This window comes from Flavobacterium sp. CG_9.1, from assembly GCF_015751645.1.
Lineage (GTDB): Bacteria > Bacteroidota > Bacteroidia > Flavobacteriales > Flavobacteriaceae > Flavobacterium > Flavobacterium xanthum.
Genome location: NZ_JADOVC010000013.1, coordinates 65,447 through 79,935, shown reverse-complemented (window position 1 = coordinate 79,935; position 14,489 = coordinate 65,447). Strand labels below are relative to the sequence as shown.

Here is a 14,489-nt window from a genome sequence, read left to right as displayed (position 1 = left end):
TTTTTGTAATAATCTTTAAGAAAGGATATTAATAATTTAAATAATATTTTAATTCTGTTTAACACCACAGCTTTTACAGAAGCGATCTGACAAACTAATCATATCATTACAGTCTTTACATTTTTTTGTTTGATCCAAATCGTCTCTGAAAATTGGCTTTTTAACAGTGTAAAAATGATGTGGAATCTCGTCTACAAATGAAGACTCATTTCCTATTTCAGTTATAAGAAATAATTCATCTTTAGCTCTTGTAATTGCAACATAAAACAATCGTCGTTCCTCTTCTAGAAGCATATCATATTTTACATCTTTTACAACCCTAAAGATGGCATCATCCAACCAAATATCAGGAAAACCACCATTACCCTCCGTTAAACCGATGATAAAAACCGCTTTCGCTTCCAATCCTTTTGAAGCATGTATGGTTTTACATGATACAAAAAGTTTATTTGCCTTTAATGCATCAAGGTAAGGTGTAAACATTTTTGATCTTCGATACAAAACAAGTATATCATCTTTACCAAATCCTCTATTGTACAATTCTTTTACCTTATCAACTAAATAGTCTACCCCGTCAAGGTCTAACCTTTTGGCTCTGTATATATCAATTTTAGTTGGAGCTTCTTTAAATGCTCTAATCTCCTTGCTAATTTGATTCTTATTGTGTTTAATTACTTCGTTACTTGCGCCAACTATGGTTTGAGTACTTCTATAGTTTACATCCAATTTGTGTATTTCACAGTTTTTATAATGAGATTCGAAATTTACTATATAATCGACATTTGATCCTCTAAAACCATAAATACTCTGCCAATCATCACCTACGCAAAATAACTGGCTGTCATCTTTTACTAATAGATCAAGAAGTTTTACTTGTAGTCCGTTAACATCTTGAAATTCATCTACCATCAAATATTTAAATTTGGCTTGATAAAATTCTCTAATGTCATCATTCTCTTTAAGTAATTTAACTGTTAGAATAATTAAATCGTCAAAATCTACAAATGACTTATTTGTACAATAATCTTTATATGATTTAATGATTGGGATTGCCAACTCATAAAATACCCGTACTCTTTCATGATCGTTTTTGAATGATTTCTCTAAAAGTATATCTAGATCTAGATCTTCACCCTTTATCATAGACTGTAACCGCATTGTCATTTTTAGAAACTCATCTATTTTATTGTGATATCTATTGAATTCTTCTTCGTAACTCAAAGAGATGTTGGACGATATTTCTTCTGTAATTTTACCTTTAACAATTCTCTCCATTGCCAGATTAAATAGAATAGAATTGTTCATGATAGATTCATAGGTAACGGCACAGTTTTTACCTCCTTCAATAAATTGTCTCTCTTTATCTGCCATCTTGTAACTTTTATCAGTTACGTGTTCAAGATATAGATTAGCTTGAGGTATAAAAAAATCAGGCTTAAAATTAAAATCTTTGAAGTTTGTTACCTTCTCGTAAACATATTTAATATTGTGTCTATAAAGCCAATCGGCTATATCACGCTCAGATTTAGATTTAACTTTTTCGCCCTTAAGCGTTGTATAGGTAGTTCGCCCCTCATTTGTATACAGTTTCATCTCTCGTTCAATCGCAACTTTGTCAACATAAAAATCGAGAATATACCTCTTTAACTTCAGGATATAATCTCTGTCCTTGCAAGCCAGAATTAGCATTTTACCTAAAATCTCTTTCGGCTTTTCAACTGAAATCAATTCATGATTTTTTAAATCAACATCTTCAGCAGAATTATCCGTGATTAATTTGAACTTATTATCAAAAACTGGATTACCATTATCTCGTAGAATCTTATAGCACAAGGAATGAAACGTTTTGATTGTTAAATTAGATATCCATGGCTCGTTGCTAATTCTTTTCTTTCTTTCAAGTTCTTTTTGAATAGCTGTGGTAAATTTATTTTGAATAAAAGCCTCATACTCGCACGTAAGATCACTAGAAATTAGTAGTCTATCTGTCATCTCATTTGCTGCGTTTTTAGTAAGTGTTATTGCCAAAATAGAGGATGATTTCACACTCTTTTCACTTACTAAGTGTAACAATTTTGAAATAACCGTTTTCGTTTTACCTGATCCTGCACCTGCGAGAACTAACACTCTCTTTGCATCTGAAAGGACAGATGCTTTTTGTTTTTCATTTAAATTATTAATAATGCGAATCAAGGGTTGAGGGAATGATAAAAAAAAGAAAGAAATATCTTTCAAAAAATTAGATTAATAGTCTGAAAATCAGTACATTTAAAGTGTATTTAACGCACATTTAAACATATGACTATTCAGACTAAAGCATTAAAATTAATAAAAATCTATTCAACAATCTGTGAGAAATTTGAAAAAGATTTAAAATATAGCTGTGAACGATTTAGTAATAACAACAGACAGGATTTAACAGACCAAGAGATTATGACCATTTATTTATTCGTCATTGAGGAAGAACAAAGATTTTCCGTTAAACAGATACATAAATTTGCGTCGGATTATTTACGTTCTTGGTTTCCTAATTTGGGCTCTTATTCAGGATTTTCAAATAGACTAAATCAATTATCTGAAGCTTTTAGGAATCTTACTGGTTCACTTTTTGAAGATTATATGCCGCAAGATTGTCATCTAAATCAAAGTTTACTTGATTCTATGCCGATAATTACTTGTTCTGGAAAACGTTTAGGTAAAGTAGCTAATGACCTTACAGATAAAGGATACTGTTCTACTAAAAGCTTATATTATTTTAAAGTAAAGCTTCACACATTAGCCTTTAGACGAGATAAAACCATTCCTTTTCCAGAAGAAATTCAAATAACACCAGCTTCGGTAAATGACTTAACAGTATTCAAAGAAACTTGGTCTAATAAAACAAATAGATGTTTTTTTGGAGATAAAATTTACATCAATCAAGACTTTTTTTCAGATTTAGAAAAAGAAAAAAACTCAATAATGATGACACCTGTAAAAGGTGTTAAAGGAGAATGTCAAGAAATCAAAAATAGAGATAAAGCTGCTGATGATTTATTTTCAGCTGCAGTGTCAAGAATTAGACAACCTATCGAATCTTTATTTAATTGGCTAATACAAAAAACTGATATTCAAAGAGCTAATAAAGTAAGGTCAAGCAAAGGATTGCTAGTCCATATTTTTGGAAAGATAGCATCAGCTTTTATAAATTTAATTTTTTAACCCTTGATTCGCATTGTTCAATATTATCATCAAGAAGCGCCACGTTTATTAAATTCATATAACCTTTTTGTATTTTTAATTACGGAAGGAATTCTTCAAAATGATTCATTTTTACTTTTCGTTTCGTTGATTAATTTTATGGTTTTAAAAGTAGAAATTAATAATGAATTACCCTACTAAAAAAAATCTGTAGAAGTACAGCTTTGTAGTAAATAAAAACATCACACCAAATACAAAGAAATTTCACTCCCAATGCACCTATACTTCGCGCTTCGTCCTTCCCCTTCTCTACCAATAACTCCAATTTTTAAAAAATGCGGTGAAAAAACAGTTTAATCACCGCATTTTTTGCGGAGAATAATTACTATATTTACCGCATTAAAGAAAAAAACAATGGCAATCTACATCCATCAGCTTAAAAATTGGCCGCATTTACAGTGGAATGAGCCGGAATTTATATCGTTATTAAGCGAAGTACGTCACTTGCAAGGTAAACTTATGGGCAAAGTAGAATTGTTAGGTTTCGAATTAAAAGACGAAGCCAATTTTGAAACCTTGATTCAGGATGTACTACAAACTTCTGCCATAGAAGGAGAAATATTAAACCCAGAACTCGTTCGTTCTTCTATTGCCACAAGATTAGGATTAGAATATTCTGGTTTAGAACAGTCTGATAGGCACGTTGAAGGAATTGTAGAATTAATGCTGGATGCGACTCAAAACGATAACAAAATAGTGACAGAGGAACGTTTGTTTAATTGGCACGCCGCCTTGTTTCCAACAGGAAGAAGCGGTATGTATAAAATTGAAGTTGCCAATTGGCGTTTAGGACCTATGCAGGTAGTTTCAGGAGGCATGGGTAGAGAAACAGTACATTATGAAGCTCCAAAAGCCGAGAATGTAGTATCCGAAATGAAACAATTTATAAATTGGTACAATAACGAACAAAATCTAGAACCCATACTCAAAGCAGCTGTAGCACATTTATGGTTTATAACGATACACCCCTTTGACGATGGAAATGGAAGGATTGCTAGGGCTATTACGGACATGCAACTTTCTAAAGCGGATGGTGTCAATCAAAGGTTTTACAGTATGTCAACTGAAATAAACCTACAAAAGAAAAGTTATTATACCATTTTAGAGCGAACTCAAAAGGGAGACTTAGATATAACAGAGTGGATTATTTGGTTCTTAGAATGTTTAAAAAATAGTATGCTGTCTTCGAGTATCATTGTTGACAAAGTGGTAAAAAAACATCAGTTTTGGGCAAAAAATTCAGGTTTAATCAATAATGAACGTCAGCACAAAATGCTTACTAAACTAATGGATCATTTTGAAGGCAACTTAACTAGCAGTAAATGGGCTAAAATGGCAAAAACTTCTCCAGATACTGCATTAAGAGATATTACTGACTTAGTAAACAAAGGAATCTTGATTAAAGCTGATTCAGGAGGAAGAAGTACCCATTATATCCTGAAAGACCATTCTTAGCTTACAAATGAGCCGATTAAATCATTTAATCGGCTCATTTTTTTATAAATAGCGTAATGCTGCTTGTCAAACTTTTTAAACATCAATCAAAACAATAAAAGCGGAGGAAAATCAGTGTCAATTTTTCTTGCCACTAAATCCACAGTGTAAGGAAAGGCAAATTCCTGAATTGGTGTTTGATCTAGCCATCTGTTTTCATCTTCAGGATTCAAAATAATAGGCATGCGCTTTTTATGGTTATGAATTTCAGCCATCAAAGGATTAGCTACAGTGGTTAACATGGTATACGTATTTCTTATTTCACCCGTATTTGTATCCGTCCAATGGGAATACAGTCCTGCAAAAGCACAAAGCGCATCATTTTTGATACCTATTTGATACTTCATTTTATTATTCCCTTTGGCATCTAGCCATTGCCATTCATAAAAACCAGTAGCAATAATTAAACAGCGCTGGTGAATCACATCCCGAAAGGAATGCTTGTCTTCTACCGTTTCAATTCTGGCATTGAGCGTCATTGCTTTGATTTGATCATTTTTTGCCCAGCTTGGAATTAACCCCCAATTATAGTGTTCAATAATTTCAGGATGGTTATTTGTGATAATTGGTGTTTTAGGAAAAGCAAATCCATTAAAATGCTCTTGCGTCGCAAATGACGTTTTCTCACTAATTTTAGCTTTAAAACGCTTTTCGATTTGTTTGGAGAGTTTGTTTTGGATCGTGTGGAAACACATAATTCTGTTTTTATGATTGCTTTAATTAATCAAATTTAATGAAAAAACAAGTAATACTAAGAGCTACTTTCTCATTTTTAAAAATAATATCAAAATATAAAATAACTTATTTTCTTACAAATATAAATTTTATTTTTTATGCTTAAAAACACCAAAAAAAGGCTTATTTTTGACTATGCTAATTTCCGTAAGCAAAAATAGCAGGCTAAAAAATAGTTGTACCTATTTTGTACCTTCAAACGCTAGAGCCCGCCACCACTAAGAAAATGAACTTCTGTATTGGTAAGTAATTTAGCATTCAATCAGCAGTTGCTGTGTGCCTTAATTAGGCTGCCATTTTCCGCTATACACTACAAGTCCGCAGTCATTGCCCTAAAAACAGAAACCCAAAACAAGCTTCCGCTGGTCGCTTTATGGGTTTTGTTTTTTAATGGGCGCTTCCCTTACGGGCTTTTCGTTGCTATCGGAGGCAGGAAATTCATTTCAAGAAATAATAAATTGTTACACGAACTAAAATGCGGAACCAATTAAAAATAGTATCTTTAAAATATGAAAAAGCATCACACTATCATTATAGCGGGAGCCGGCGGAATTGCAGAAGCCGTTGGTTTATTGTTAATGGAATGGAGTGACGTGACTCCAACGTTATTTATTGGTGACAGAAACCACGCCAAAGCAAAAAAGGTAGCGCATTGGATTCAAGAAGGAACATCGAAAAAGGGATCTATTCAAGACTTTCATCTTGATGAATTAGAACTTACGAATGAAATGGAGACCATTTTGCGTCGAGGCGATATCATTCTCGACTGCCTTCCTGGTAGTCAAGCACCCCGTATGGCGCAATTTGCTAAAGATTTTGATATGCATTACGCCAATCTCACCGAATATGTCACCGAAACTTCCCAAATAGTAGCTCTGGCAAAAAATGCCGAAACGGGTTTTATCCTTCAAACAGGATTGGCTCCAGGGTACATCGATTTACTAGCAAATGGACTTTTTCAACAATTTTGCATGGACTTTGAAGTGGACAAAGTAGATAAATTAGAATTTAAAGTTGGCGCCTTGACCAATCATGCCGTTGCTCCACATTACTACGGATTTACTTGGAGTCCTGTAGGAGTAGCTACAGAGTATTTGAAAGATACTATAGTGCTTCGAGATTTCATAAAAACAACGCTCCCTCCATTATCAGAAAGAGCTTCTATTGTTATTGACGGTATAACCTATGAAGAAGATCTTACCTCTGGCGGAGCAGCAGATTTACCAGAAGCGCTCTCTGGAAAAGTGCGTTCACTAGATTACAAAACGTTACGTCATCCCGGTCACTATGCATGGATTCAAGAGCAACTTTCTATTTTGGAAAATACAGAAGAAGCTATAAAAATATTGCAGCAAAAAATGGAGCAAGTAATTCCACATGTCGAGGATGATCAAATTATCTTATATGCTGCGGTTGAAGGTAAAGATGCTTCTGGTATTTTGCGAAGACGTGAAATTGCAAAGCGCATTGCACCCCAAATAGTAGGAAAGCACAAATTGAGAGCTATACAAACAACCACTGCGGCACCATTAGCCCAAGCAGCGCAACTATTGTTAGAATCATCGCTACGTGGTGTTGTACTTCAAAGCAAAATTGATCCCGCATCCTTTTTAAACGGAAATTATATCGTCCAGGTCTATGGAAAAACAACCTCTTAATCCAAATTAATCATTTATTTTATAATTTCGATAAGTAGTTTTCTGGTAAAATACACTACTGAAAAAAGCAAATTGTTTTGTACTTTTGAAACTTCAAAAATCAATCGAAAAGCAATAAATAAGAAGCACGCAATGAATTCCTATTACTTACACAACGGCACGGAAAGTAGCGGTCCATTTAATTTAACCGAATTGAAAGCCAAATCAATTTTAAAAACAACACCGGTTTGGTGTGAAGGAATGCAAGATTGGAAAACCGCAGGTGAAATAGCGGAATTACAATCTATTTTCAGAGTGATGCCGCCACCTATTAATACTACTACAGCACTTCCAAAACTTAGTACCGAAGAGGCAAATACTAAGATAATAGGGATTGACAAGTCGCTTTTTTACATGCTCTCCGGAATTTTGATTTTAGTAGTTGGAACTCTTATATTTAATTATTTTGAAGAAGGCAGAAGTGCTGAACTTGAACAAAAAAACAGCATTACGGAAAGGAATAATCTACAATTTCAATTACAGGAAAAAGAAATTGAAGAACAAAAGAATCGCATAATTGAACAAGAAAAACAGGAATTTGAAAGAGTTTTAAAAGAGAGAAAACTAACCCTCAATAATAGGCTTTTTGAAATTAAGGAAAAACTTGCTATTGATTTCAGTGCTTTAGATCAAGCTAAAGATAAGTTGGTAAAAGCTAAAGATTTTCAATTTTTAAGAACTGACAAGGAGAGAAATGAAGACATTAGTTTAATCGAAAATGAAATTGAAAATTTAAGTACCGAGATTGAAAATTTAAAAATTGAAATGGATCAGCTTTACTTAGAATTAGAAAAAATTAAGGCTTAAAAAACAAAGCTAAATGGCAATCGTACCCAATTACAATTCCATGTTAGTGCCATTATTTGACTTTAAAAAATATATTTTACTTTTCTATTTTATTTGTGAAAACACTATTAAAACAATCGCTACCAACGCCATAAAAAGACCCGCGTAATTTATTTTGGTTAGTTTTTCTTTGAAAACTAAAATACCAACAAGACTCCCTATTATGATCACGCCCATATTCATTCCTGCAAAAACTGTTGACGGATTTTTAGCAAATACTTGATGCGCCTTAAGATAAAAAAGAATATTACCAAAGTTAAAAATACCCACTAGCCCACCAAAAATTATGTTTTTAAGCGCTAGTTGAACCTTATTGGCTAGCACTTCATAACTGACAACGGCAAACATGATTACCAATGCTACGCTAAAAACTATAAATAGAGAAGTGGTATAAGGCAGCGTTGTAAACAGAGCGATTTGTTTAAAAAGGATGTCTATAATCCCAAAACCCAGCAGAACTACAGTAGGATAAATCCATTTGTTCTTGGTATTTTGTGAGGGTTTAGACAAAATTAGTACTAGCGCTGGGAACCCAACTGCAAGTGCCGTAACTTTAAATACATTGAAATCCTCCTTGAATATTAACCAAGCAGCTAAAATCGGAATGAATAATGAAAGTCGCTGAGCGGCATCTGTTTTTACAATTCCCATGTGCTTAATGGAAATTGCCAGAAATAGAAATACTGAAGGTAATAAAATACCAAGCGCTATATAAATATGCCATGGCGACGAAGTGTTTACTTCATTTAAATTTGGATTGAAGAATAAATAGCACAAAATAATAGCAACCAGATAATTAGCTGCAACAATTTGTGCATTATTAACGTTGTAATGACGAGAAAATTTAAACAGTATTCCCACAGTAACACTGCAAATAATACTCAAAATCAGAAATAGCATAGTACAATTTTAGAGTGCAAAACTACCATTTATTGTTGCTCCAATTGCCCTTTTTGAAAATTAAAAAACATAAAAAATAGGTTCATAGACGTAACTAAAAAATCCTCTAAATAGAAATCCTTGTCTTTAGTATGATTTATTAGAGTTGTTGCAACGCTATTTCTTACTATATAGCAGTATTAAGAAATTGAACTTACAGCACAAACATTTACACTAACACTACCAAGATATTATTTGATTTCAGCTACTTTTGTGTCATGGATTCTTTTACTCAAATCGCTTTAGGAATTGCAATAGCTGAAGTATGCGCCGGCAAAAAATTAAAGAATAAGACTTTTTTGTATGGTGCTATTCTTGGTACCATTCCCGATTTAGATGTTGTAGTTGGCCTTTTTTTAAATCCAATAGATGCAATTCTCATACACCGCGGCATAAGCCATTCGATTTTTCTTTTTTTGATTTTATCCCCTATTTTAGGTTGGTTTATTTCAAAAATTGAAAGAGCCAAAATTAGCTTCATTCTGGCCACTACTATGGTTTTTTGGTGCCTTTTAACTCATGTATTGTTAGACATGTTTACTTCATGGGGTACACAAATTTTGTGGCCGCTGGATCATCGCTTTGCCTTTAAAACCATTTTTGTAGTTGATCCGGTGTACACCATTCCGCTGCTGATTGCATTGCTTTGGGTATGGAGAACCAAAGATCCTTTGCTTCGTAAAAAGTACAATTATAAAGGATTGTTTTTTAGTACTGCCTATCTAATTTTATCCTGCTTTATAAAATTGTATGCCTTGCACCAATTTGAAAAAGCATTACTAAACCAGGGAATTCATTATTCTGAAATTATCGTAAAACCTACGCCTTTGAATCTGATTTTGTGGAATGCCAATGTGGCGACGACCAATTCTTATTTATTGTCCAACTATTCATTATTTGATACCCAACCCATTTCATTTGTAGCTTACAACAAAAATAAAATTTTAGAATCAAAGCTGACAAGAAACACCGATTTTGAAAAACTAAAAAAAGCCAGCGAAGGTTGGTACATTATTTCTCGAAAAAAAGAAACTTTATACTTTAATGATTTACGCTTTGGGTTATTGAATGATAATCCTGCAAACCCTCAATTTGCTTTTAGTTATCAATTTATTGCCAACAAAGGCGACTTGAATGCAGTTGAAGTCCCTAAAAGCAAAAGAGATGGAAAACGACTTTTACATAAAATATTTAATCGACTCAAAGGAAATTAAGACACCCTTTATTTTGTACTATAAGCTACATTAAAGGAATGAAAACGAAAAAAGCTTTCGGCAGTTACTATTTTTTCCTAGATCAAATCCATTTGTATTATAGGTGATAAAATTAAAATCAAACCATTCAATGTGATTATTTAATATAAAATACAACTAAATAGTAATCTTACTTTTCAATTTAAAACATCAATCGCTCTTCAACCATCCCGTAATACTCATTCTAGTATTTTGAGTTACTAAAACTTCATGCACTAACTCATCACTCTTAAAGAAAACAGTTTTACCCTGAGTTGGAGCAATTTTTTGATTGTTATTTACTTGATGAATCAATAATTCTCCTCCATCACTTTCTTGCCAATTGCTATTGAGATAGCTAATCATGGAATATTTTCGACTAGGATTATTTTTGAATTGGTCTAAATGCTTTAAATAAAAATCACCCGATTCATAAAGTGAATAGTGAAATTCATAACCTGTTATTCCGGCATAACAACTTTGGTTCAAATAAACAATAAAGGCTTCAATTTGGGCAAAGAATTCATTTTCGAATGCATTATTGTGTTTTTTGTCAAGCCAATAAATAGAATCGCTTCGAATCGCTCCGTCATAAGAAACCTTCTCTGAGTTCCCAACTCCTGCTTCCAACAATAAACTTTGCTTATTTAAAGCAATTAAGTTCTGCTTTAAATTATTGGCTAAAGTAGTACTCAAAAAATGTTCCGATATCCCTACTTTATTTTCAATATAGGAGGCAATTAAATCCTCAAAGCTATTTTCCATGTCTTTTATATTGACTGAATATACCGCCAACGGGACAAGATAGACTAATAAAATTCGTTAGAGACTGAATCTGAAATAAATAAGATTATTTACTTATAATTCCTCTTTTTATTGCTATAACGGACATGTAATTTTTAATTTGACTCCTCTTTAGAAAAAGAAAAACACTTTATTATTAAAGTGTAAAAGGTATAATTCAAGCTATTATTTTACACCAGTAAAACCTTTAAATAATAAAAAACTAAATTTAACTAATGTAATAAAATATAATAATTTACTTATAAATGCATTATTTCATTTTCTAAAACATTGTAATAGAATCATCAGTAACTTCATAAGGCTATTTATAATCCTTGATGGTAATGGAAAAAAAATATTATCCTGCTATAATTTTTTTCCACCAGTTTGTTTTTGAAATAGATTTCCCATACCCGTAACTTTGTCCATAACCGTAGCCTCTTTTTAAATCAACCCCGTTAATTAGAATCGCCATATTAGGCAATCGCTTTTCATTGAACATCTTTTTTGGAATTTCTAAAAGCCTTTTGTCTAAATTATTAAATCTAATTATATACAAGCATAAATCAGCATGGTGACTTAACAACAACGCGTCTGTAACCATCTTTACAGGAGCTGTATCTACAACAACATAATCATAGTTATCTTTAGCGTAATCGAAAATTTCATCAAAACGACCATTCATTAGTAACTCAGATGGATTAGGAGGTACTGTCCCTGAATTTAAAATATCATAGTTTCCTTCTAAAGAAGGTTCTACTACACCCGAAACTTTTAAAGAATTATCCATTAAAAAATCGGACAATCCATTTCCTATATTTTGATTAAGATATTCATTCCTATTTGATTTTCTAATATCTCCACCTATTAATAATACTTTTTTATTAGATAGGGCAATTACCGATGCGAGATTTAATGTGGTAAAGGTTTTACCTTCTCCAACTGTTGTAGACATAATAAATATTATTTTTGCCCGACCTTTTATTTTAGAAAGCATAAAATTAATATTTGTTCGCAACATCCTGAAAGATTCAGAGATTCCCTCATTATTATTGTCATGAATTCCAATTTTATTACCTGTGACCATTTTTGGAATTTCTCCAATAATAGGTGCTTTTATAACGCTTTCAATATCTTTAATAGATTGGACTTTATTATCGAAAAAAAATTTAATATACAAGGCTATGAATGGTAATAGTAAACCTAAAGATAGCGCTGTAATAATTACAAGAATTAATTTTGGACTTGCAGGTCTACTGCTTCCATCAGCAAAATCAATTATCTTTGCATTAGGTGTAGTAACTGCCAAGGAGATAGCATTTTCTTCCCGTTTTTGTAATAGAAACAAATATAATGTTTCAATGATTTGTTGTTGACGTTGAAATTCTTTAAATTGACGTTCTTGTTTTGGCGCTGAGTAAATTCTTGAAAACACTTTGTCTTCCTCCCTTTTCGTATTATTTAAAGCGATATTTAGAGATGCTTTTAAATTTTGTAAGCCATGTGATATACTTGTTCTCAGTTGCTGCAGTTGCTCATCTAAATTAATAATAACTGGATTTTTTTTGCTTGAACTTTTTAAAATCCGGTTACGTTCCATTAATAATTCATTATATCTGGCACTATTTGTGCTAACTGCATCATCTGACAAGCCTAAATTTGAAGGTATGATTTGCTCATTGTTTTTGTTTACATAATCCGTAACATATTCAGCAACTCTTACTTGAGTATTTAAATCAACAATTTTCTTTTCTAATTCTGCATTGCTCGCTAATATTAATGAAGATTCAGAATCAATGTCGGTCAATTGATTGTTCTTTTTGAAATTTTCGACTCCCTGATCTACATTTGATAATTCATTTTTAATAAGTTCCAGACGTTCATTGATAAATATATTATTTCTTTTACCGATAAATTCTTTATCCGCAACGACATCCTTATTATATTGCTGCACTAGATTATTTAAAATATCTTGTGACTTTACCTTAATGGGTGCTTTTAAAGTTAATTGAATTAAGCTAGACTTTTTATACAGTACCTTAACTTCAATATCTTTTCTTAAATCTTCAACAATATTTTCTAATGGAACCACCTTAACTACTATTTCTTCATCTTTTCTTACGTTTTTTAATACAGTGGGCGTTACAGTAATATTCCCAAAATCTGTTTGCACATTTTCACCAAACAAATATACTTTGCTGGCAGTACCCCTACCATTTTTTAAAACAAATTGTGTGGGAGATAAAGCCTGAATTGAAAAAATAGTGTCTTTACTGTACACTAAGGAATCCTTTAATGAAAAATTGATTTTAAATGGAACATCATTCTTGTACAGTTCTCTATTTACAAATATTCCCTTTTCATAAAAAGTAATGTTTGTTCCTAATTTTTTCACCACACTTTCCATCAAACTAAACGATTTTAGCATACCAATTTCATTATCGACAGTTGTTATGCCAAAAGTGGTCAATCCTAAATCTTCAGAAGCTGAAAGCACTGAAGGCAACCCTTTACTGTTTTCATCGTTAACTAAAATGGTAGTTGTAACAGTATATTGTTTAGGTATAAATTTTAAATATGCAGATGCGCCTATAGCAGAAATAATTATACCAATAAAAAACCATTTCCAATTATAGGCATATTTTTCAAATTTTTCACGATAATTAACGGCTTCATCGTCTTCAAACATATAATTGTATGGGTTCTCATTTTGCATAATCTTGATTTTAAAGTTTTAGCGATTAAGAATTAATATTATTGAAATTAATGATGAAATTGATGAAAGTATAATACCTGCATTAGCGCCAACAGCTGATGAATTGAGTTTTGTTTTATTAGGTTCTACATAGATTACATCATTTTGTGCCATATAAAAATAAGGAGAATTAAAGATTTTTTTATCAGTTAGATCGAGTGTAATAAAAGCTCTTTTCCCTCCCTGTTCTCGTATTAACATTACGGTTTTTCGCTTGCCGTGTATAGTTAGATCCCCTGCTAAACTAATGGCTTCTATTACACTAATTCGCTCGTTTGGTATAAGATAAGTGCCTGGAGTTTTTACTTCACCTAAAACAGCTACTTTAAAATTTACTAATCGAATATTTACAATAGGTTTTGCAAGATATTCTGCCAAAGTCTTAGTTAATTGCTGTTTTAATATTTTGGTGGTAATTCCTTCCACTTTAAGAATCCCAACAACCGGAAAAGTAATTTCACCATCATTATCCACAATATAAGTTAAGGGTATGGGTTCCGTTGTACTAGTCGATTCATATAAATTAAAAGGAACTGCTGCTCCTTTATCAATTGCTGAAACATTAATGCTTAAAATATCTCCTTTTTGAATTTTTGGTTCATAAATCTCATAATCTTCATGAGAGAGATTATCCTGATTGCCTTGAAAATATACCATTTTTTCAGAAGAAACACAGCTGGTTAAAATTACAGTTAACCACACTATTAATAAGTATTTAATGTTTTTATTTTTCATATAATTGTTGTTGTTTATAATTTATTTTAAACT

Annotated in this window: 11 protein-coding genes; 5 read left to right on the top strand and 6 right to left on the bottom strand. The window is 32.1% G+C overall.

Annotated elements, in window-relative coordinates; translation table 11 throughout:
• Positions 1-48: 48 nt before the first annotated feature.
• Positions 49-2,235 (bottom strand): ATP-dependent helicase, encoded by a 2,187-nt coding sequence (locus tag IWX83_RS08910; RefSeq protein WP_231379903.1) that lies wholly within the window; start codon positions 2,233-2,235, stop codon positions 49-51.
• A gap of 63 nt (positions 2,236-2,298) precedes the next feature.
• Here IWX83_RS08910 and IWX83_RS08905 point away from each other — a divergent pair, with 63 nt between their 5' ends.
• Together IWX83_RS08905 and IWX83_RS08900 are read left to right on the top strand one after the other, a co-directional pair.
• Positions 2,299-3,201, top strand: coding sequence for a transposase (locus IWX83_RS08905; protein WP_196829115.1), 903 nt, complete (start codon positions 2,299-2,301; stop codon positions 3,199-3,201).
• 393 nt (positions 3,202-3,594) lie between these two features.
• Positions 3,595-4,695, top strand: a complete 1,101-nt coding sequence (locus tag IWX83_RS08900; RefSeq protein WP_196829113.1) for a Fic family protein — start codon at positions 3,595-3,597, stop codon at positions 4,693-4,695.
• A gap of 86 nt (positions 4,696-4,781) precedes the next feature.
• Here the strand turns inward: IWX83_RS08900 and IWX83_RS08895 are convergent, their stop codons facing one another.
• A complete protein-coding gene (locus IWX83_RS08895; RefSeq protein WP_196829111.1) occupies positions 4,782-5,429 on the bottom strand; it encodes an SOS response-associated peptidase in 648 nt (215 codons plus the stop codon).
• A 549-nt stretch (positions 5,430-5,978) separates the two neighbouring features.
• On the opposite strand from IWX83_RS08895, the gene IWX83_RS08890 reads away from it, so the two are divergent.
• Together IWX83_RS08890 and IWX83_RS08885 are read left to right on the top strand one after the other, a co-directional pair.
• Positions 5,979-7,127: a saccharopine dehydrogenase family protein gene (locus tag IWX83_RS08890; protein ID WP_196829109.1), complete on the top strand. Its 1,149-nt coding sequence runs from the start codon at positions 5,979-5,981 to the stop codon at positions 7,125-7,127.
• A 132-nt stretch (positions 7,128-7,259) separates the two neighbouring features.
• Positions 7,260-7,973 carry a GYF domain-containing protein gene (locus IWX83_RS08885; RefSeq protein ID WP_196829107.1) on the top strand — a complete coding sequence of 238 codons (714 nt, stop codon included), beginning with the start codon at positions 7,260-7,262 and terminating at the stop codon, positions 7,971-7,973.
• An 84-nt stretch (positions 7,974-8,057) separates the two neighbouring features.
• Here IWX83_RS08885 and IWX83_RS08880 read toward each other — a convergent pair whose 3' ends face one another.
• Positions 8,058-8,912, bottom strand: a complete 855-nt coding sequence (locus IWX83_RS08880; RefSeq protein ID WP_196829105.1) for an EamA/RhaT family transporter — start codon at positions 8,910-8,912, stop codon at positions 8,058-8,060.
• Between the two features lie 257 nt (positions 8,913-9,169).
• Here IWX83_RS08880 and IWX83_RS08875 point away from each other — a divergent pair, with 257 nt between their 5' ends.
• On the top strand, positions 9,170-10,165 hold the full coding sequence (locus tag IWX83_RS08875) for a metal-dependent hydrolase (protein WP_196829103.1): 996 nt from the start codon (positions 9,170-9,172) through the stop codon (positions 10,163-10,165).
• 189 nt (positions 10,166-10,354) lie between these two features.
• Here IWX83_RS08875 and IWX83_RS08870 read toward each other — a convergent pair whose 3' ends face one another.
• From IWX83_RS08870 to IWX83_RS08860, 3 genes are all read right to left on the bottom strand, one after another.
• The gene (locus IWX83_RS08870; RefSeq protein WP_196829102.1) at positions 10,355-10,948 is read right to left on the bottom strand and encodes a 2OG-Fe(II) oxygenase family protein; all 594 of its coding nucleotides are present in this window, start codon (positions 10,946-10,948) and stop codon (positions 10,355-10,357) included.
• 376 nt (positions 10,949-11,324) lie between these two features.
• Entirely contained in the window at positions 11,325-13,682 is a 2,358-nt protein-coding gene (locus tag IWX83_RS08865; protein ID WP_196829100.1) for a tyrosine-protein kinase, read from the bottom strand.
• A gap of 18 nt (positions 13,683-13,700) precedes the next feature.
• Positions 13,701-14,456, bottom strand: coding sequence for a polysaccharide biosynthesis/export family protein (locus IWX83_RS08860; protein ID WP_196829098.1), 756 nt, complete (start codon positions 14,454-14,456; stop codon positions 13,701-13,703).
• Positions 14,457-14,489: the final 33 nt, after the last annotated feature.